This window comes from Trueperaceae bacterium (assembly GCA_036381595.1).
In the GTDB taxonomy this organism is placed as follows: domain Bacteria; phylum Deinococcota; class Deinococci; order Deinococcales; family Trueperaceae; genus DASVCN01.
Map to the genome: position 1 here is coordinate 77,726 of DASVCN010000027.1, position 20,064 is coordinate 97,789.

Here is a 20,064-nt window from a genome sequence, read left to right on the forward strand (position 1 = left end):
GGTCGTGACAGATGGGCGTAATCGACGTCCAGAAGGGGAGTTGAGGAACTATTGAAGCCTCTCGACGCGAACTAGGCTGCGGTCGACTCCTTCTCCAGCGACCTCAGTACCAGCGCCAGCCTGATCTGGACCGCATGGTCGAACGTGCGGGGATCGAGGCCGGTGATGAGAGCTACCTTATCGAGCCGGTAGTTGAGGGTGTTGCGGTGGACACCCAGGCTCTCGGCGGCACTCGTGGGGTGGCAGTTCTCGCGGAAGTAGACCTGCAGCGTGTTTATGAGTTCTGGATCGGCGTCGAGCGGACTGAGCAGGTGCCTGGCCAGCTCGACTTTCGTTCGTTCGTCCGCCACCCCAACGAACGCGGCCACCCCGAGGGTGTCGAGCGAGTGCACCCTGTTCACACCGCTCAATCGCTGCCCCAGGCCCAGTGCCGCCCTGGCGTCGCCATAGGAACGAGCGAGGCCTCCCGGGCCCCGGTGGTAACGGCCGATCCCGATCCCGAGCGGCACTCCCGTCTTCGACTGCAGGCGGGCCAGAAGGGCGCGACCGGCCCGTTTGAGCGCCGCCAGGTTCGCCCAGGAGGAGGAGTTGGCCACGTCCTCCTCGTCGGCCCAGTGGCGCAGATTGCGGGTGTCGCTCGCCTTCAGCACCGCGACTTCGCCGTCGCCTATGTAGGCGCAGATGGTGTCGTTGGGGAGCTGGAAGAATGAAACGATCTCGTCGATCAGCGTCTGGGAGCGACGGGCTACATCGTCCCGCGAGTTCTCGTCGTTGCGGCCATCGAAGAGGTAGCGGCCGGCGTCGATGAGGATGACCGCCCGAGGTGGCTCGATGTCCATGCCCAGGAGGCGCGCCTGTCGAACGAGAGTCGCCTCGTTCTCCCCCGACCCGTGCAGCAGGTCGTGGATGATCTTGTTTTTGAGTTCTGCGCCGTGGGGGAGGGTGCCAACGATCGCGGCCTGATCGACGAGAAGGTTCACCAGCGCCTGGGCGAGATGGGCGGGAACCGTGCCTCCATCCAGGGGCGGGCCCACCACCACCCAACCGTCCTCGCCTGCGATCTCGACCGGCACCTCGAGGCTCTGCTCGCGCTGGCTGGCGCGTACGAACCGTCCCACCCAGCCGGGCCGGCTGGCGGCCACTACTCTGTGATCGCCATCGACCACATAGGTGGGTGCGCCGAGCAGGTGGGCAGCCTGGCTGCTCAGAGCTTCGGCGATGTCCTTGAAGCGGAGTTCGGTAGCGATCATCGGCTGCCCGCCCCCAGCAGTCGATCGAGGTCCAGGCCGGCGAGCCCGCCGACCACCAGATCGGCCTCCCCGACCCGCTCGGCAGGGCCCACTCCCACGACCCGGAAGCCGCCTCTCCGCGCCGCCTCCACGCCCGCACGCGCGTCTTCTATGACCGTGCAACAGGCGGGCGGCAAACCGAGCGCCCCGGCCACCCAGAGGAAGATATCGGGCTCCGGCTTGGGCCTGAGGCCGCTGCAACCGTCGGCCACCGCCTCGAACCGGTCGAGTATGCCCAGCTTCTGGCACACCAACTTCGCATTGCGGCTCGAGGAAGCGAGCCCCAAGGACAAGCCTCTGAGGCTCGCCGCATCCAGCAGCTCCAGCACGCCCGGGGCGAGGTCTCCCGTGCCGAACTCGGCCAACGACTCGAGGAAGTAGCCGTTCTTGCGCCGCAGCAGTTCTTCGCGATCCTCATCCGTCGGGCGGCCGGCCAGGAACAGCTCGAGCGCTTCCTCACGGGAGCGACCCAGCAGGGCTTCGTTGGCGGCGCGATCGAACTCCAGTCCCAACTCCCGGGCTAGTCGCCGCCAGGAGCGGTAGTGGAGTTCGGCCGTGTCGCTGAGTACGCCATCCAGATCGAAGATCAGCCCACGCTGCACACCGGGAAGGGTAGGCCGTGAAGGTTCCGGAGAAAATGGGCGGTCACACGCTGGAAGGGCCCGCCCGCACGCCCCGGGGCTATACTCGACGGCGATGACAGAGAGCCGGACCGCCACCGTCGACCCGCCTGCGCAGGGCGTGAAACCGAGAGTCTTCTCGGGCATGCAGCCCACCGGTAACCTCCACCTGGGCAACTATCTGGGGGCCCTCAAGCAGTGGGTCGAGAAGCAGGACGAACGGGACAACATCTTCTGCATCGTCGACCTGCACGCCCTGACCATCCCCGAGTCGGTAGATCCGCGTGAGCTGAAGCGCAACTCGCGCCGCGTCGCCGCCCTCTACCTGGCGGCTGGCATCGATCCCACGAAGAGCCTGCTCTTCGTTCAGTCACACCTGCACGAACACACCGAGCTCACCTGGATCCTCGAGTGCATGACACCGCTGGGCTGGCTGCAGCGGATGACCCAGTTCAAGTCGAAGGGGAAGGGTTCGCAGAGCGTGGGCAGCGGCCTGCTCGTCTACCCGGTCCTGCAGGCTGCCGATATCCTGCTCTACGATGCCGAGCTCGTGCCGGTAGGCGAGGACCAGGTACAGCACATCGAACTCACCCGCGACATCGCGACCCGCTTCAACCACCTCTTCGGAGACGTCTTCGTGCTGCCCAAGGCGGTAGTCCCCCAGTACGGCGCGCGCGTGATGGGCTTCGACGATCCCGAGGTGAAGATGAGCAAGTCGCTGGCGCACCGCGGGGGCCACGCCGTACACCTGCTCGATGACGACAGGACGATCAGGAAGACGGTCATGTCGGCGGTCACCGACTCGGGGCGCGAGACCCGCTTCGAGCAGGCTTCTCCCGGAGTCAGGAACCTGCTTTCGCTCTACCAGACACTGCGCGAGGTGAGCCCCGAAGAGGTTGAGCGGACGTTCGAAGGGAGCGGCTACGGCGACCTGAAGAAGGCGGTGCTCGAGGCGGTACTGGACACCATCCGACCGATACGCGAACGCTACGAAGAGCTGATGGCGCAGCCGCAGGCGCTCGACGAGATCCTCGAAGCTGGGGCGAACAGGGCCCGCGCGATCGCCGCACCGACACTGGAGCGGGTGAAGGCGGCGGTCGGCGTCGGCTGATAGCTTCCACGATGGCCAGGCGAAGCGGGACCGGGTGATGGCCCACCTGCTCTTCCTCTTCCTGGATGGCGTCGGTCTAGGGACCGACGATCCGCAGGCGAACCCGTTCGCCGCTGCGCGCTCCCCCTTCCTCCGGAACCTGCTGGGTGGTTCGCTCCGCGAGGGCGTGAGCGCGAGCAACGCCCAGGTTGTCGTCCGCGGGCTCGACGCGACGCTGGGACAGCCTGGCCTCCCTCAGTCAGCTACCGGCCAGGCAACGCTGCTGACCGGTACGAACTGCGCTGCGATCATGGGCAGACATTACGGCCCCTGGCCCGGGCCGACTCTGCGCAAGCTGCTCGACAGGTCGACCCTCTTCAGCGAGGTGTTGGCGGGAGGGGGCGACGCGCTGCTCGTCAACGCTTACCCTCCGGGCTACTTCGCGGCTATCGAGAACGGTCGAGCGCGCACCAACGTCCCCGTTCACGCCGCGCTCGCTGCCGGTCTGGCCCTGCCCGACCTGAGCGACTACGCGCGAGGGGAGGCCGTGGCGGCTGACCTCACAGGCGAGTACTTCGTCAGCGTCGATGCGAGACTTCCGGTGCACCGGCCAGCCGAGTCGGGCGAACTCCTCGCACGGCTGGCCCTCGGCCGCGAGTTCACCTTCTTCGACTACTGGCCGAGCGACAGGGCCGGCCACCGGGCGCCCTTCGACGAGGCGGTGCAGCTGGTCGAGCGGCTCGACTCGTTCATCGAAGGCGTGGTCGGCGCGTTGGAAGATGTGACGCTGCTCATCACCTCGGACCACGGGAACCTGGAGGACAAGGGGACTCGCGGGCACACTCGAGCCAGGGTGCCGCTCATCGCCCTGGGACCGCGGCGGGAGGAGTTCTCGGAATGCGCTTCCCTCGTCGACGTCGCGCCAGCGGTGGGTCGTGTCCTGGGCCTACCGACCGGGGGCGCTTGAGCAACCCGTGCCGGGAGCGCTCGTCACTGGCTCGAGAAGCCTTGTCGCATGTTCAGGGCGTGCCTAGGAGCAGGATCCCTGCTTCGTACCACGCGCCTATCAGCAGCAGGAGCATGGCGATCGGCAACATCAACGCCAGTCGGCTCACCGCCAGCGGGAGGGCCGAGAAGCCGTTCTTCAACAGAGTCCGAAGCAGGATGCCACCTCCGGCCACCACCAGGAAGTAGGCGGTCAGTTCGAGCAGGATGAGGACCGCCACGAAGAGCACCTGAGAACTGCCGAAAGCCCCGACCAGGCCGAAGGGAATCGCCTGGACGTAGAACGACACGACCGACAGCAGGTAGGCGGGGATGCCGAACAGCAGTGCCAGGCTGAAGGTGACCGAGAGGGTAACCACCACGAAGTTCTGATAGAAGGTCACCGCGGCTGCGCGCGACACGTTGCCGCTGCCGTACGCCTCGCTCGCACCGACCGCGGTGATCGCCTGGTTCACGACGGTCAGGGCGGCCTCCTCGCACTCTTCGGGCAGCTGGCTGCCCGTGACCACGCCCAGGGCGAAGACACCGTAGAGCAGGATCATGGTGAACAGCACTACGCCACGGTGCTCACGCAGTACCTGGAGCCCGCGGACCAGCCAGCCGCGAAGGAACGAAGGAGTGAAGAGCAGGTAGAGCACGAGGATGGTGAACGCCCCGAAGATCCAGGCCGTCTCGGGTTGCTGCAGCCACTCCCGACCGTCGTTGCTCAGCCGGTAACCCACCGTCCTAGCGACCCACTCTTCTCCTTCTCGCTCGAGCGTTACCTGGACCACCTCTAGCTGTCCGCCGGGCCTCACCGCGCTGTAGGAGTAGATGCGGGTTCCCTCCTCCTGGGCCGGCAACTGTTGCCGGTCGTCGAGGTTGACCCGCGTTCCCGGCTCCGGGGCCGGATTGGTGATGAGCCCCGGCAGGGTCTCACACAGCTGCGCGGGGGACAACCCGCTCAGCTGCGCCAGTTCAGGAGGTTCCTGCTCGAGCCAGGTCTCGACCGCGCGGTTGGCCGTGACAGCGGGATCGGCCCCGCGCGCGTACTGCGCGCCGGCCCATGAGAGGAGGGTCGCAACGAGAGTGAACAGCAGCGCGACGAAGAGAGCGCGGAAGGCAGGTTCTGAACGACTCATCCGTTAGAGCATACCGTAGGCCCCGCTTCACAACGGACGCGGCCCAGGCGCCTACTGACGTTAGACTGACCGCCGTGGAGCTGAATCGCAGCTGGGTCGTGAACGCCGCTCGCCGCACCCTGGTGGCCCTGCTGCCCGCGTTGGCCCGGCCTGATGACCGGTTCGCCCAGGGCTACCTCGAGCCCGCTGAGTATCGGCTCTACCTGTCCATGGATCCTCGCGACCGGCAGCACGCCTGCCTGGTCGCTCGGCAACTGCTCCAGCGGATGCCCCAGGCGTCCGACGTACTGGTGCGCGCCGCGCTCCTGCATGACGTGGGGAAGTCGGTGCGCCCCTACAATCCGCTCTACCGGATCCTGGTGCACCTCTACGCACCCAGCGACGTGCCGGAGGCTCCGGCCCTGGAGGGATTGCGGGGCGCATGGCAGGTCAAACGCCACCACAGCCGTTATGGAGCCAGGCTCATCCGTGAAGCGGGCGGCTGCGACGAGGTCGCGAGGTTGGTCGAGCGCCACCACGAGCCCGGCGGCGACGCCGGTGCGTCACTGATCAAATCCCTAGATGATGAGACCTGAGGAGCACCTCGACTGGCTCTACCGCCGCCAGCGGCTGGGCGTGACACTGGGACTAGAACGGATCTTGGCGCTGCTCGCTGCGGCGGGCGACCCTCAGCGGACTTTCCGGTCGGTGCTGGTAGGCGGAACCAACGGCAAGGGGAGTACCGCCAAGGTCCTGGCCGAGTGCCTCACGCGATCTTGCGAGCGGGTGGGCCTCTACACCTCGCCGCACCTCAGCCGGATCGGCGAGCGCTTCGTGGTCGACGGGACGGAACTGGGCAGGGAGGACGTTGCCGAGGCGGTCGGCAGTCTGCGGCCGATCGCCGACGAGATCGAGGCGAGCTTCTTCGAGGTCGTGACCGCAGCGGCCTGCCTGCTGTTCGCCAGGGAGCGCGTGGGCTGGGCGGTCATGGAGGTCGGTTTGGGCGGACGGTTCGACGCGACCAACGCGCTCGACCCCGAGCTATCGGTCGTCACCGGAGTCGCCCTGGACCATACCGACCTGCTGGGGGAGACGGTCGCCCTGATAGCCCGGGAGAAGGCGGGGATACTGCGACAGGGCCGGCCGGCACTGACCGGCGCCAGCGGCGACGCTCTGGTCGCCCTCCGCGACGCGGCCGCCGTCTCTGGCGCGCCTCTATGGGTGTTGGGCGAAGAGATCGTGGTGAGGGGCGAGCAGCTTGGCTGGCAGGGGCAGAGGATCGCCGTCACCTGTCCGGCAGGCAGCGTCGAGGCCGTTTCTCCGCTCGTGGGGGAGCACCAGCAGCCGAATCTGGCGCTGGCTGCGGTCGCGGCCTTGAGGCTGGGAGTCCGCCGGGACGCGGTGGAGCAGGGGTTGGCGCGGGCTCGCTGGCCGGGGCGGCTCGAGAGGATCCGGTGGCGTGGCCGCTGGGTCGTCTTCGACGGGGCCCACAACGCCGAGGCCGCGGCGGTCCTGGCGAAGAGCCTGGCCCGCCTGGAGGAGGAACCGTTCACGCTGGTCGCCGGCATGGGCTCGGATAAGGACATCGCGGCCCTGGTGACGGCACTGGCGCCGTTGGCCGGCACGGTTTTCGCTACCGGGGCCCGCCAGAGCCCCCGCGCGCGGCCGCCTCGAGATGTCGCCGAGGCGTTCGGCGGGGACGCCCTGCCCGTCGACGACCCGGTCGAGGCTCTCGACAGAGCCGTGGCCGCGACGAGAGTAGGGGGGACGGTGGTGGTGGCGGGAAGCCTCTACCTCGTGGGTGAACTGCGGCCGCACGTCACGGGTGAGGGGCTCGAGACGGCCGAGCGGTGGCAGTAGTCCGGCCGATCAGCTGGTCCGCCGACTTCGCGGCGAACTGAGGTGCTTGTAGACCACGATCCCGGCGATGACGAGCACGCTCGTGAGGATGGCGAAGGCGCGGTCCTGGTCCACTCCGCTGGGCAACAGCACCGCCATCACCACGGCTGGATAGGCGGCTATGGCTACCAGCGCCGAGAGCGTAGTGCGCCTGGTGATCAGCACCAGCGCGATCAGCAGCAGCAGAGTGTAGAGCGCGGCAACCGGGTAGACGGGCAACGCGACGCCCAGGGTCGTGGCCAACGCCTTCCCGCCCCGTAGCCCTGCGAAAGCCGACCAGGCGTGCCCTGCGACGGCGCCGGACCCTGCGGCCAAGGGCATGACCAGGCGCGTAGCGTCGCTCGAGTCGGTCGTGAGGAGTTGGGCGATGACCACCGGTGCGGCCCCCTTGGCGATGTCCAGCAGGAAAACGACAACGCCCGGCAGCCAGCCGATGTTGCGGGCGGTATTCATCGCGCCCATGTTCCCGGAACCCACCTCGAATATGTTGCGCCCGGAGAGCCTCGCTACGACCACGGCGCTGGGGAAGGACCCGAAGATGTAGCCGAGGCCCAGGCCCGCGAACAGGTCAAACACCGGCCGCTGCCTCCGGCCGGGGCCGGTCGGCTAGACTCCGCAGCTCGCCGACGTGATAGGAGAGGTAGCGCGAGAGCGCGAGCCAGTGTGTCCGCCGGTCGCAGAGCGGCAGCTCGAGGGCCGCGTGCATGTCCCCCTCGACCAACCCGGCCAGTTCTGCGCCAGCGACCCGGCCCAGTTCGAAGCCTGCCCCGCACTCGCTGCAGAGGAGCGCGCCGGTTCCCACGTCCAGCCGATCGAGGGGGAGTTCGCGCCCACAGCCGCCGCACGGGCTGCAGCGTGGCGCCAGCCCAGCCTGGCCCAACAAGCGCCAGGCGTAGAGCAGGGCCACTCGTTCCGGGTCGGGGTGGCGGTTGAGACCGCGCAAGCCGGAAGCGAGGTAGTGGTAGAGCGGTTCGCCGATATTGACGTCGACCGTGAGAGCGTCGGCTAGCTCGGCCAGGATGTGCGCGAAGGGGTAGACAGCCGGATCGGAGAGCCTGGAGAGGGCGCCGTTCAGGCGCACCTGGGTGAGCAGAGCGAGGTCCTCCTCACGGCGCCGGTAGTACTGCACGGTTACGTCGTGGAAGAGGCTGAGGCGCCCGACGTTGCCTCCGGGCAGCTTCCCCTTGCGGGCGATGCCCCGCCACTTCCCTTCCTCGGCCAGCAGGGTGACCACCACGTCGCCGGAGGGGAGGGCCTGACGGCGGATGACGATGCCGTGACCTAGCCGGTAGCGAGTGCTCACCCGTTCATTGTACGGCCGTGCCTTGCTCTGGCTCAGTCCGCCGGCGCCCACAGCAGGACCGAGGGGCGCACCGGCTGGCAGGCGACCTCCAGACCCGCCGGGAGCCGCAGGGCGTCGCCTTCGGCGAGTATCCGGAAGTCGCCGTGGGGCAGATCGACGATGAGTTCTCCGGCAAGCAGCAGTAGCCAGCGGCCTTCGGCGAGCGTGGAGCTGGTCCGCGTTTCGAGCAGCGACACCTCGAAGCGTGTTCCCGGTACCGACTGGGGCGCCCCGGCGCCGGTACGGGCCAGACCGGGCAGGTTCAGAGGCTTCTCGACCCGTCGAGAGGGGTCGGAGCGGCTCACCGGGCGCCGACCGGCTCGCCCCGCTCGTTCCCCGCGTCCTCCGCCGCCTTGCGGGCACGGCCGAAGGCCATCCTGAGTTTGAACATGCCCTTCTTGTGCAGCGCCCTGACGTCCTCCTCCGACAGGCCGAGGGTATCGGCGACCTCTGCCACCTCCTGCTCGGGTCCGTCCATCCCCTCGAGCCGCCGGACCACCTGGGCCGTGTCGGCCTCTAGCTCGTCCAGGTGCCTCTTCAGTTCGGCCGGCGTGGCCTTCGGCCCGCTCGACTTCTTGGCGCTCTTGCTGGCGCCTTTCCTGCCACCCGTCTTCTTCTTGCCGCCAGCGCTCTTCGAACGGCCGCCCCGCTTCTTCCCGCCGCCCTCCTGGGCCAGCTTGGCTTCACGCGCGGCCAGCAGTTCGAGCGCTTCGTCGAGGGTAAGGCCTTCGGGGTCCTGACCCTTGCTCAGCGAGGCGTTGGTCTTGCCATGCTTCACGTAGGGGCCGTAACGGCCCGAGTAGAGGCCGACCTCCTCACCCGTCTCCGGGTGCTTGCCCAACACCTTGAGCGGTTCGTTGCGCCCGCGTTTCTTCGCCAGCAGCTCCAGGGCCCGGTCGAGGCCCACCTCGAGCACGTCGTCCTCGGGCCTCAGCGAGGCGAATTTACGGCCGTGCTTCACGTACGGTCCGTAGGGGCCGATGCTCGCTTCGATGGGTTCACCCGTTTCGGGGTGGGTGCCCACCTCGCGCGGCAGCGAGAGGAGCCTGGCTGCCAGTTCAGGACCCACCTCGCCTGGGTCGACGCCACGTGGGATCGAGATCCGCTTCGGCTTCCCGCCGTCCGGGGCCTCCTCGCCCAACTGGAGGTAGGGTCCGTAGCGCCCGCGCTTGAGCAGCATCGGGGTATCGGTGCCCGGGAACTCGCCCAGAACCAGGTCCCCTTTGTTCCCCTCGACCAGCATGCGCTCGAGGTCGTCCCGGGTCAGGTCGGCGGGGGCCACGTCTTCAGGTATCGACGCGGTCGCCCGCTCGCCTTCGATCTCGCCCTCGACGTAGGGCCCGAAGCGTCCCACCCGCACCACGTAAGGGTCCCACTTCTCCGAGCGGATGGTGGAGATCTCGCGAGCGTCGATCTTCTCGAGGCCGCCCTGGACCCGCGACTCGATACCCTCCTCGCCCTGGTAGAAGTCCTTCAGGTAGGGGGTGGCGTCTATCAGGCCCGCCGCGATGTCGTCCAGAGCCTGTTCCATGTTCGCTGTGAACTCGGTGTCTACCAGTTGACGGAACTGGTGCTCGAGCAGGTTGTTGGTGGCGAACGCCGTGAAGGTGGGAATCAGTTGACTGCCGCCCTTGCGCGCGTAGCCGCGGTTGATGACGGTGTCGATGATGGAGGCGTAGGTGGAGGGACGGCCGATCCCCTCGCTCTCGAGCAGTTTCACCAGTGACGCCTCGGTGAACCTGGCGGGAGGCTTGGTCTCGTGGCCCGTGGCTTCCACGCCGAAGCAGTCGAGGTCGTCGCCTTCCGACAGTGGCGGAAGCGGCTGCTCGCGCTCCTCGAGGGCGGCGTCGGGATCGTCGCTACCCTCGACGTAGGCGCGGAAGAAACCGGGGAAGACGGTGGTGCGGCCGCTCGCCCTGAAGGTCGCGGTCTCGCCGCCTGACAGTTGGGCTTCGATGGTGGCGGTGACGAACTTGAGGCGGGCTTCTGCCATCTGGCAGGCGACGGTGCGTTTCCAGATGAGTTCGTAGAGCTGCTTGTCGCGGCCCGACAGCTGGAGCGCATCGGCGGTGCGCATCTCGCCACCGGCGGGGCGGATGGCCTCGTGGGCCTCCTGCGCGCTCTTCGACTTGGTGGAGTACTGCCGGGGCTGATCGCTCAGGTACTCCTTGCCGTAGAGCGACTCGATCGCCCGGCGACTCCCTGTGATCGCCTCCCGTGAGAGGTTGGTCGAGTCGGTGCGCATGTATGTTATGTAGCCGTTCTCGTAGAGGCCCTGGGCGATGCGCATGGTGTCGCGAGCCGAGAGGCCCAGCTTGCGGCTGGCCTCCTGCTGCAGTGTCGAGGTGGTGAATGGCGGAGCAGGGGAGCGCTTGGCCGACCGCTCTTCGACCTTGCCGACGGTGAACGGCGCGTCCTTCGCTCGAGCTGCGATCTGCCGGGCCCTGTCCTCGGCCAGGAGCAGCACGTCGCGACCCGCCTGCAGACCGTCTTTCAGCTTGCCGCTCTCGGGATCGAAGTCCCGTCCGCTGGCGATCCTCACGCCGTCGTGGTGGGTGAGGACGGCGTCGAACCTGGAGTTGACCTGACCGCTGGTTACCGCCGGTGTCGCGGCGGCGGGCGCGAGGGCCGCCTTCAGGTCCCAGTAGCTGGCTGGGACGAAGCGAAGGCGCTCCTGCTCGCGCAGGACCATCAGCCTCACTGCGACGCTCTGCACGCGGCCGGCCGAGAGCTTGGGAGCGATCTTCTTCCAGAGGAGTGGGGAGATCGAGTAACCGACGAGGCGGTCGAGGACTCTCCGGGTCTCCTGGGCATCTACGAGGTGGCGGTCGATGTTGCGGGTCTCTTCGAGCGCGTTGAGTATGGCGTCGGCGGTGATCTCGTGGAAGACCATCCGCTTCACCGGGACCTTGGGGTCGAGCAGTTCGACGAGGTGCCAGCCTATCGATTCGCCCTCGCGATCCTCGTCAGTCGCGATGTAGAGTTCGCTGGCGTCCTTGAGCGCCTTCTTGAGCTGGCTCACGACCTGCTTCTTGCGCGGCGAGACGACGTAGAGCGGCTCGAAGCCGTCGTCGATCCTCACGCCCAGCCTGGCCCACGGCTTGCTCTTGAGCTCCTCAGGTATCTCCGCGGCGTTGGCCGGGAGGTCGCGAACGTGACCCATGCTGGCTTCGACCTGGTACTCGCCAGGCAGGAAACGCCGAATCGTTCGTGCCTTGGTGGGCGATTCGACGATGACTAGCTTCTTCGGTGTTGCCTTGCTCACTTAGCATCCCCTCGGAAAACGCCGGGCCATTATAAGGACGCATCCGACCATGTCAAGAATCGCGCGACAGAGAAAATTGCCACCCGGCTCGGACCGAAGTGACCGGGCAGGACCACGGGTGGACGTGCCCCGGACGTCGATCTAGACCGGCCGGCGGTGGCTTATCGCCCTGCCGAGGGTAACCTCGTCGGCGTATTCGAGGTCGCCGCCCATCGGCAGGCCGTAGGCGATACGGGAGACGCTGATTCCCTTCTCGACCAGCGCTCTGGCGAGGTACATCGCGGTCGCCTCTCCTTCGACGGTCGTCGAGGTCGCCAGGATCACCTCCGGCGAAGCGGCCAGGCGCTCGAAGAGCCGGCCGATCGTCAACTGGTCGGGGCCGACCCCGTTCATCGGGGAGAGTGCCCCATGGAGTACGTGATAGAGGCCGCTGTACTCGCCGCTCCGCTCGATCGCCAGCAGATCGGCCGGCTGCTCGACCACACAGAGGAGGGCACGGTCGCGCGACGGGTCGCTGCACACCGAGCAGCGCTCGTCCCCGCGGGTCATGACGTTGAAGCACTCCGGGCAGCGGTCGAGTGTCAGTTTCGCTTCTGAGATCGCGCTGGCGAGAGCGAGCACCTCTTCCTCCGGACGGTTGAAGAGGTAGAAGGCAAGTCGCTGCGCGCTTTTCGGTCCAATTCCAGGTAGCCTGCCGAGCTCTCGGATCAGATTGATCAGCGTCGGCGGGAACTTCAGAACATGCCTCCCAGGCCGCCGAGGCCACCCATGCCGCCCATCGCCTGACCCATCTCGCTCTCCTGGAGCTCCTTCGCCTTGCGCTGGGCGTCGGCCACGGCAGCCGTAACCAGGTCCTCGAGCATGTCCGCATCTTCTGGATCGATGACGCTCGGGTCTATCTTGACGGCGGTCACGGTGCCCTCGCCGTTGGCCGTGGCGACCACCATCCCGCCGCCCGCGCTCCCCTCCACGCTCATCCCGGCCAGCTTCTGCTGCGCCTCCTGCATCTTCTGCTGGGCCTTCTGAGCTTCCTTCATCAGCTTCTGGATGTTCATATCGCCGCCAGTCTACATCGCGTTCCGGCCGTTCCGAGTTCTTCGCCGGAGCGCCGATCCGTCGCCTCACGGGGCCCGGCACCCTCGCCAACACGTCCTGCCCTACGAGTCCTCCTCGTCTTCTGCCGGGGCCTCGGCCGTCGCCGCGATGTCGTCTTCGTCGCCGGGCTCGTTGATCTCCTCGATCGAAACTATGCGGCCGGGGAACAGGGCCTGCACCACCTCGAAGGCAGGCTCGTCGATGCCCGGTTCCGACGTGTCGTCTTTCGGGAGCCTCGCCTCATCCGGAGCGGCGGAGACCTCCTCGCGTGGAGGCCGGTCGGGTTGGCGCCTCACCTGCCGCTGCTGGCCCCGCGAGGGCGGGTGCGGCTCCTGCGCCTCCTCCCAGAACCCCGGGGGGAGTTCCTCCTCGACGAACCGTTCACTGGACTCGTCCATCGCCGGTCGGCTGGCATCCGGCTCATCCTCGTCCTCTTTCTGTTCGGCTTCGTTCGGGACGTTCCCTTGGGGGCGTCCCGCTACGACTTTTTTGGGTGCGCGCCTCCGGGGCCCTCGATCGAAAGCCGGTAGCCGGGGCCCGCCACCTCCTCGATGAGGCTGGCCAGCTCCTCTTCGCGCTTCTTGAGCTCCGTGTAGTGGAACTTGTGCGTCTCAGAGTAGCGGATCACTACCTCGTTGCCCTCGACGCTCTCCCGGGCGGGCATGAGGAACGCCTTGAGCTGGGGTCCGGCAGCGCTCCTGACGGCGTGCCAGTCGAACCTGCCGCCCGCTCGGCCGGCGCTCTCGTCGGATTTGTCCGACGATGCCGGGGCGCCCGCCTTTCTGCCTCCGGCCTTCGGCGTCGGGCCGCGGCCGGTCGGGTCGAAGGAGGGGAGGCCCTCCTCCTCATTCGACGTGGGCGAGTTCCCGGATGCGACCTCAGTCTTCGCGGAGCGGGCGTTCCCGGTCGCGGTCGCACCCGCACCGGCATGCTTCGCTGGCGCCCGGTCGTCCGGAGTCGGGGGTGTCGAGGAAGTATGCCGCGCCCCTGTGGCTGCTCCCGCGACTGCTGCTTGGGCAGCCGTAGCCGCGACGTTTCCGGTAATCGCGTTGTAGCCCTTCAGAAGCGCCACCTCGAGGCTGTAGAGGTCATCGCGGCGGATGAACCGGTCCTGCTCGTCGTCGAGGGCGTGGATGAGTCGCAGCAGCGCGGACCTCTCCAGGGGAAGGCGGAACTCGCCGGCAGGAGTGGGATCGTCGACGCCGAGGTCGGCCCGCAAGGCGTCGCGAAGGACGGTGCCCAGGTTGTCGGCCAGGCTGCGGGGGGCGAAGCCGTCCCGGTAGAGGGACTCGGCCTGCGTCATCACTGCTTCCAGGTCGCCTTGGGCCAACGCGGCCGCGAGCTGCTGCATGCGGTGGACGGGAGGCAGTCCCAGCGCCTCCTCTGCCGCCGCAAGGGTGATCGTGGCTCCCGGAGTGAGGAGCCGCTCGAGAAGCGATTCGGCGTCACGCATCGCGCCATCGGCCGCACGCGCGAGGAGCGCCAACGCCTCCGGTTCGGCCTCGATCCCGTTCCCCGCCTCTGTGCAGAGCCGCTCGAGCTTGCCGAGGATCTCCGCTTCGGTATGCCGCCTGAAGCGGAAGTGCTGGCAGCGAGACAGCACCGTCGGAGGCAGCTTCTCCGGTTCCGTCGTGGCAAGCACGAATACCAGGCCGGGCGGTGGCTCTTCGAGCGTCTTGAGCAGAGCGTTGGCCGCCGCCTTGCTGAGCATATGCGCTTCGTCGAGGATCCAGACCCTGGTCCCGCCCCTCATCGAGGCGAGACTGGTCTTCTCACGCAGATCGCGAACGTCATCTACCGAATTGTTCGACGCGGCGTCGAGTTCTATCACGTCTGGATGGTGGCCCTCCCGCACCATCCGGCACCCGTCGCACTTGCCGCACGGCTTGGGCGAGGTCGCCTCGGCTTCACAGTTGAGCGCCATCGCCAGCAGCCTCGCGGTGGTCGTCTTGCCCACTCCCCGGGGGCCGGAGAACAGGTAGGCGTGACTGGGGCTGCCGCGCTCCAGGGCAGCCAGCAGCACGTCCTTCACGTGCTCCTGGCCCACTACTTCGGCGAAGGTAGCGGGGCGCGCGCGTTGATAGAGGGCTGCCATCCGGCCAATCGTACCACCAGGAAATTCTTGCTCCGGGCTTGTGGACGGCCATGAGATGCCGCAGTCGACGGGATTCCGGGTAACATTGACCATGGCGGCCGAATCTTCCGCCCACTCCCCGCTGGGACTCGCTCTGGGCGGGGGCACGGCCAGGGGCTTGGCGCACGTGGGTGCGTTGAAGGTGCTCGAGTCGAAGGGCCTGGCGCCCGATGTCATCGCCGGCACCTCGTACGGCGCGGTGATCGCTGCGCTCTACGCCATCGGCATGCCGGCCGTGGAGCTCGAAGACCTCGTTCGCCGCCAGAACATCCTCGAACTCTGGTCGACCGGCCTCGACTTCGGACTGCACCGTGGCAGCTTCATCCACGGCCGGCGACTCGAACGGTGGCTCGACCGGAAAGTCTTCTTCGGCGCCACGTTCGCCGACTGCATGATGCCGCTCGCAGTCGCCTGCACCGACGTCGCTACCGGCGAACTGCATGTTCTCCGCGAGGGGTCGCTGGCCAAGGCCGTGGTAGCGTCCTCGGCCCTGCCCGCCATCTTCGCACCGGTCGTGATAGACGGCCGCGTGCTCATAGACGGCGGTTTCGTCGAAGCGGTACCTTTCCGCGCCCTGCAGACCCTGAATCCTCGAACGGTCATAGGCATCCACGCCGGCGTCGATCCGGAGAGTTCGGCCCTGGTTCGGATGCTGCGCCGCCTCGCGGCCTCACGGGTCGGAGTCGCCTGGGCACGGATGACCGACGGCCTGGTCCCGACCACCTCGCTACGAAGCCTCGCCCGCGGCATCTCCTGCGCCCTGGCCTCCTACTCGTGCGAGCAGAGGGTCCCGCCCGGAGCGATGCTCGTACGCGCCGATCCCCCGCTCAGCTGGTGGGACTTCCACAGGTCCCCGGAAGCGATTGCTGCCGGTGAAGCGGCGATGAGACGAGCGCTCGAGAAGTGGCCACTAAGCGCTTCCGCCACGCGCCAACCGAAGGCATGAGCGGCAGCAGCGCACGGGTCGGCATGCCCGTCGGAAGGCCAGGGTGAGCCGGATCTACGTCTTCCGCAACCTCGCTGTACAGCCGTGGTGGCGAGCCCTTACGGCTCTCGAGAAGTCGTTGGAGGTGGGCCGGCAGCGGGGACCATCGCCCGCCTCCCGGGTCGCCCGGAGGGTCGAGGGCCGTTACGTCGACCTCGTCTCTGCCCTCATCTCGGGGGGACACGCCTCCCTGGCTCATGCCGCCGCACGGGCCCTCCTGGAGGGCGAACAGCTCCTGGCCAACGGCTCGGTCGGTCTTCCCACAGGGTTGCGGGCCGCTGCGCTCCTCGACCTGGAGCTCGTCCGGGATCTCATCGAGGAACCGTGGCAGGACCGGGCCGAGGCACGCTCCGGAGAGGAACTCCCGCCCCTCTGCGGGCTCGCCGGTGCACCGCCTCCCGGCTCCCTGCCCAGCGCGAGCGAAGTCGAGACCTGGGCTCGCAGGATCGGTGAAGAGACGCCGGAGGAGCTGCTGCCCGCACTGGTAGAGCGGTACCGCCGGGCAGGAACCGGAATTTTCGCCGGCTACCTGGCGTTCCACTGGCGCGGCGACGAACTCGAGGGGATCGCCCGACCCGCTCGCGACCGGCACGAGGAGCTGGTCGCACTGGAGCCGCAACTCGAGCGGCTGACGGCCAACATCGAGCGTTTCCTGTCGGGCCGGCCGGCGCTCCATACTCTTCTCTACGGGCCGCGGGGCAGCGGCAAGTCGACGGCCGTGAGGGGCCTGCTGGGCCGCTACGCCGACCGCGGCCTCCGCCTCGTCGAGGTTCCTCGCGACAGCCTCGCCTCCCTCCCCCGGCTTGCCGCGCGGCTCGGCCAGGCGGCGCACCGGTTCGTGCTCTATGTCGACGACCTCTCCTTCGAGAGCGGCGACGGCGGCTACCAGCCGCTCAAGACGCTTCTCGAGGGGAGCCTGAGCGAGCGACCGGGTAATGTCCTGCTGCTCGCTACCAGCAATCGTCGGCACCTGGTGAGGGAGAGCCTTAGCGACAGGCCGATGCCCGAGTCGGACGACGTGCACGGCTGGGACACGACCAACGAACGGTTGGCGCTGGCGGACCGCTTCGGCCTCACCATCACCTTCCCCGCCGCTGACCAGCGGAAGTACCTGACCATGGTGCGAGAGCTTGCGAGGATCAGCGGCGTACGGTTGCCCGAGGGGCAGCTCGACGAGGCCGCGATCAGGTTCGCCGAGTGGGGGAACGGCTATTCAGGGCGAACCGCGCGCCAGTTCATCGATACTTTGGTGTGATCCCGACCTCGGTTCATCGATCTCCCGGTGCGACCGCGCCGGTAGTTCATCGATCTCCGGCTTGGACCGGTCCCGTCAGCTCGGCGACCTCGCTGCTGCGGACCAGCTCCGCGGCCAGAGCGTACGCCTCGCCTCGCGTCAGCTGCTCGTCGTTGCCCACCTGCAGGCCGTTTCCGATGGCAGCGAGGCCGGCTTCCGCGCATCGGCCCAGGTGGCAGGCCGCCAGCCGGGTGAGCTCTAGCGCTTCACCGTGGCTGAGGCCCCCTTCGGGCAGGCCGACCTTGGCGACCAGCTGCTGGCCGCCCAGAGGATCACCGAAGAACCTGTCGAGTACGTTGCTGAGCAGGTAGAGGTAGCTGAGCTGTGTCACCGGTTCGTCCAGGTTCGGGTCGTTGTCGTAGCCACCGACAGCCAGTCCGCGACTCAGCATGAGCCGGTAGGCCCGGTAGTGCGGGTGTCGGCTGGGCCCGACGGGTTCCCGTTCCACTAGCGGCGGGAGATAGGCCCCGCGCGCCAGCAGCAGGTCGCGCAACCCGGCGACGATCCGCGGGTCGGAGGCTACCTCGGCGGGCGACAGGCCATGATCGGCAGCGATCGCAGCTGCCAGTCCGACCGCTTCAGCTACGTTCATGCCGAAGGGAACGACCCGTGCGCTGGAGGCGGCGATCGGGTCGTAGCCGGCGCTCTTGCCAACGACCCAGAGGCCGTCGGGGCGCAGCGGCACCGCGACGCAGAGTCGCACGCCGTACACGTCGGGCGCGCCGAAGACGTAGCCGGAATCGAACTGCGTCAGAACCTGGACGTCGAGCGGGTAACCGCCCGCGGCGATCGCCTGATCGGTCACACGGTTGTCCAGCACGTCGTCCACGCTCAGGATGCAGCGGGCCTCGAGGTGACGGCTCTCGCGGATGTACAGCCGGGGCGCGGCGCCGGCGTAGGTGGCGTCCTCGAAGCCCGGCAACTCCTCAGCGAGGTACTCGACGATCCGTGGGGCCTCCGCTTCGGCCCGAGCCCTGCCGTTGGCGATGCTCTGCGGATCGAAGGGGTCGATGCCGTGGATGAGGAGGGCGTTGACGAGAACGGTGCCGTCATCCTGCAGGCCAAGATTGAGACCACGCAGGCGCAAACCCCAGGTTCTCGGCTGATAGGCGGCAGGGTAACCGCCGAAGTGCCCCCACGCTACGCGATCGTCGATGCTGGCGTACGACCTTCCGCGGGCGCGTACCGCTTCGGACAGCGCCTGCCAATCGACTCCGTCGATGCGGAAGACGAGCGTGTCCACCATCCGTTCATCCAGCCCGATAGAGGAGAAGCCGACGCTGAAGGGTGCGCCAGCCGCGGCGGCGAACTCCATCTCGGCGGTGCCGTCCACGACCTGAGCGGCCGGGTAGGCGACCCCGCCGCTGGCGACACCGGTGACCGTTCCGGCGGCGACCACGGGCGTGATCGGCTCGGCGTCCAGCCTCACTTTCACCCCGGCGTCCGTGAGGAGCCGGGCGAAGGCCGCCTCGGCCCGCTCGACGTCGAACGAGTGGCCGCCCCCGACCAGCTCCCACCAGCGCGCGAACAGCCCCTGCTGCAGGTTGACGGGCTGAGTGCGCAGGTCGAGGACGTTCAACTGTCCCAGGACGAACAGGCCGCCCAGGCGCTCGTCCTCGCTGAGCAGCAGCGTCTCGGCTCCCGCCTCGGCCGCCGCGACCGCTGCCGCGATCGCCTCCGGTTCGGAACCCACCACGATTACGTCGTAGCCGCCCAGCTCCTGCATGGTCGCCTGAGCGAGAGCGGCCCCGGCCAGAAGCGCCAGCAGCAACGCGACAATTGCGGCCCTCACCGGCTGCCCCCGACGGGGACGCCCTCGAGCAGCTCGGTCACGATCCTCGGCGCTGCGTCCGGGCGGCCTAACCTGCGGGCCGCTTCGCTCATCGCCCGACGCCTCTCGGCATCCCCGAAGAAGCGACCGAGCTTCAGCTCGAGGGTGCTGAGCGGGTCGAGCCGCATGCCGGCGCCATGCTCCAGCAGATAGTTCGCGTTCGCCTCCTCCTGCAAGGGGTAGGGATCCACCACGGCGAACGGGAGGCCTGCGGCGAGCGCTTCGCTGGTTGTGAGTCCACCCGGCTTGCCGATGATCAGGTCGGCGGCGGCCATCAGGCGGGGGATCTCCTCTGAGTAGCCCACCACCTCGAACGACACCAGCCCCTGAGCGTCGGCAACCGCCTTGCGGGCGCGCTGCAGCAGTTCCGGGGTGCGTCCGCAGACGATGATCGCGTGCAGGTGGCAGCGCAGGCCGCGGAGCCGCTCGAGCATGTTGCCGAGGACCTGCGCTCCCATGCCGCCCGCCATCACCAGGACCAGGTCGCGGTCCAGCTGGAGAGCCAGCCTCCGCCGCGCCTCCTCCTTGCTCTCGAGCGAGCGGAAGCGACTGTCGATGGGTATCCCGGTTACCCTCACTCGTTCGGACTTCACGCCCAGCGACACCAGATGCGCCCGCACTTCGTCGGCGGCGACGAAGTAGCGGTTCACCTCGGCCTGCAACCAGAGCCGGTGAGCGGCGAAGTCGGTGACGACCACCGCCTGCGGCCCGGGAAGCTTGTGCCCCAGAGTGCTGAGGATCTCTGCCGGCAGGAAATGGGTATGGACCAGCAGATCGGGCTTGTAGCCGGCGATGGTGCGAGGCAGGTGATAGGAGATGAGCCGGGTCAGCCGCGAACGCAACCGCAGATGCCGCAGGCGGGTCCGTTGCGGACCGCGGTCGAGCCGCTTCCCGAGCCAGTCGACCAGATCGGGGGCGGTGCGAACGAGATCGAAGTACGCCTGCCGGTAGAGGCGTCGGAAGGGAACGGTGGTGTAGTCGAGGAGGTCGACGTGGAGCGTTTCGGTGTGGCGTGCCGCGAAGGCAGCTTCGAGCGCCCGTCCTGCTGCGACGTGCCCGCCTCCGATGGATGCGGAGGTGATCAGCACACGATCAGGGGGGCCAGGCACGGTGGA

19 protein-coding genes are annotated in these 20,064 nt (G+C 68.1%); 6 read left to right on the top strand and 13 right to left on the bottom strand.

Features of this window, described 5'->3' with window-relative positions; translation table 11 throughout:
* Window positions 1–71: 71 nt before the first annotated feature.
* Window positions 72–1,250, bottom strand: coding sequence for a helix-turn-helix domain-containing protein (locus tag VF168_09650; protein ID HEX7004435.1), 1,179 nt, complete (start codon window positions 1,248–1,250; stop codon window positions 72–74).
* On the bottom strand, window positions 1,247–1,891 hold the full coding sequence (locus VF168_09655; GenBank protein ID HEX7004436.1) for a beta-phosphoglucomutase family hydrolase: 645 nt from the start codon (window positions 1,889–1,891) through the stop codon (window positions 1,247–1,249). The genes VF168_09650 and VF168_09655 overlap by 4 nt, the downstream gene beginning before the upstream one ends.
* A gap of 94 nt (window positions 1,892–1,985) precedes the next feature.
* On the opposite strand from VF168_09655, the gene trpS reads away from it, so the two are divergent.
* The gene (gene trpS, locus VF168_09660; GenBank protein HEX7004437.1) at window positions 1,986–3,020 is read left to right on the top strand and encodes a tryptophan--tRNA ligase; all 1,035 of its coding nucleotides are present in this window, start codon (window positions 1,986–1,988) and stop codon (window positions 3,018–3,020) included.
* A gap of 37 nt (window positions 3,021–3,057) precedes the next feature.
* Complete coding sequence (locus tag VF168_09665) at window positions 3,058–3,966, top strand: hypothetical protein (protein HEX7004438.1); 909 nt, start codon at window positions 3,058–3,060, stop codon at window positions 3,964–3,966.
* 52 nt (window positions 3,967–4,018) lie between these two features.
* On the opposite strand, the gene VF168_09670 is transcribed toward VF168_09665, so the two are convergent.
* On the bottom strand, window positions 4,019–5,125 hold the full coding sequence (locus tag VF168_09670; GenBank protein ID HEX7004439.1) for a stage II sporulation protein M: 1,107 nt from the start codon (window positions 5,123–5,125) through the stop codon (window positions 4,019–4,021).
* A 74-nt stretch (window positions 5,126–5,199) separates the two neighbouring features.
* Here VF168_09670 and VF168_09675 point away from each other — a divergent pair, with 74 nt between their 5' ends.
* Together VF168_09675 and VF168_09680 are read left to right on the top strand one after the other, a co-directional pair.
* Window positions 5,200–5,700, top strand: a complete 501-nt coding sequence (locus VF168_09675; GenBank protein ID HEX7004440.1) for an HD domain-containing protein — start codon at window positions 5,200–5,202, stop codon at window positions 5,698–5,700.
* Window positions 5,687–6,964 (top strand): folylpolyglutamate synthase/dihydrofolate synthase family protein, encoded by a 1,278-nt coding sequence (locus tag VF168_09680; protein HEX7004441.1) that lies wholly within the window; start codon window positions 5,687–5,689, stop codon window positions 6,962–6,964. Before VF168_09675 ends, VF168_09680 begins: the two co-directional genes overlap by 14 nt.
* A 9-nt stretch (window positions 6,965–6,973) precedes the next feature.
* Here VF168_09680 and VF168_09685 read toward each other — a convergent pair whose 3' ends face one another.
* The 8 genes from VF168_09685 to dnaX all read right to left on the bottom strand — a co-directional run bounded on the left by VF168_09685 (window position 6,974) and on the right by dnaX (window position 14,800).
* On the bottom strand, window positions 6,974–7,579 hold the full coding sequence (locus tag VF168_09685; GenBank protein ID HEX7004442.1) for a glycerol-3-phosphate acyltransferase: 606 nt from the start codon (window positions 7,577–7,579) through the stop codon (window positions 6,974–6,976).
* A complete protein-coding gene (gene recO, locus VF168_09690; GenBank protein HEX7004443.1) occupies window positions 7,572–8,306 on the bottom strand; it encodes a DNA repair protein RecO in 735 nt (244 codons plus the stop codon). Before recO ends, VF168_09685 begins: the two co-directional genes overlap by 8 nt.
* 32 nt (window positions 8,307–8,338) lie before the next feature.
* On the bottom strand, window positions 8,339–8,650 hold the full coding sequence (locus VF168_09695; protein HEX7004444.1) for a hypothetical protein: 312 nt from the start codon (window positions 8,648–8,650) through the stop codon (window positions 8,339–8,341).
* Window positions 8,647–11,610 (bottom strand): type I DNA topoisomerase, encoded by a 2,964-nt coding sequence (topA, locus tag VF168_09700; protein HEX7004445.1) that lies wholly within the window; start codon window positions 11,608–11,610, stop codon window positions 8,647–8,649. The genes VF168_09695 and topA overlap by 4 nt, the downstream gene beginning before the upstream one ends.
* Before the next feature lie 141 nt (window positions 11,611–11,751).
* Entirely contained in the window at window positions 11,752–12,348 is a 597-nt protein-coding gene (gene recR, locus VF168_09705) for a recombination mediator RecR (GenBank protein ID HEX7004446.1), read from the bottom strand.
* Complete coding sequence (locus VF168_09710) at window positions 12,345–12,665, bottom strand: YbaB/EbfC family nucleoid-associated protein (protein ID HEX7004447.1); 321 nt, start codon at window positions 12,663–12,665, stop codon at window positions 12,345–12,347. Before VF168_09710 ends, recR begins: the two co-directional genes overlap by 4 nt.
* Window positions 12,666–12,767: 102 nt before the next feature.
* Complete coding sequence (locus VF168_09715) at window positions 12,768–13,103, bottom strand: hypothetical protein (GenBank protein ID HEX7004448.1); 336 nt, start codon at window positions 13,101–13,103, stop codon at window positions 12,768–12,770.
* Window positions 13,104–13,183: 80 nt separating this feature from the next.
* The gene (gene dnaX, locus VF168_09720) at window positions 13,184–14,800 is read right to left on the bottom strand and encodes a DNA polymerase III subunit gamma/tau (protein ID HEX7004449.1); all 1,617 of its coding nucleotides are present in this window, start codon (window positions 14,798–14,800) and stop codon (window positions 13,184–13,186) included.
* Window positions 14,801–14,891: 91 nt separating this feature from the next.
* Here dnaX and VF168_09725 point away from each other — a divergent pair, with 91 nt between their 5' ends.
* Together VF168_09725 and VF168_09730 are read left to right on the top strand one after the other, a co-directional pair.
* Window positions 14,892–15,785 (top strand): patatin-like phospholipase family protein, encoded by an 894-nt coding sequence (locus VF168_09725; GenBank protein ID HEX7004450.1) that lies wholly within the window; start codon window positions 14,892–14,894, stop codon window positions 15,783–15,785.
* A 43-nt stretch (window positions 15,786–15,828) separates the two neighbouring features.
* On the top strand, window positions 15,829–17,079 hold the full coding sequence (locus VF168_09730) for an ATP-binding protein (GenBank protein ID HEX7004451.1): 1,251 nt from the start codon (window positions 15,829–15,831) through the stop codon (window positions 17,077–17,079).
* 46 nt (window positions 17,080–17,125) lie between these two features.
* Here VF168_09730 and VF168_09735 read toward each other — a convergent pair whose 3' ends face one another.
* Together VF168_09735 and VF168_09740 are read right to left on the bottom strand one after the other, a co-directional pair.
* A complete protein-coding gene (locus VF168_09735) occupies window positions 17,126–18,910 on the bottom strand; it encodes an FAD-dependent oxidoreductase (GenBank protein HEX7004452.1) in 1,785 nt (594 codons plus the stop codon).
* A complete protein-coding gene (locus VF168_09740) occupies window positions 18,907–20,058 on the bottom strand; it encodes a glycosyltransferase (protein HEX7004453.1) in 1,152 nt (383 codons plus the stop codon). The genes VF168_09735 and VF168_09740 overlap by 4 nt, the downstream gene beginning before the upstream one ends.
* Window positions 20,059–20,064 lie beyond the last annotated feature (6 nt).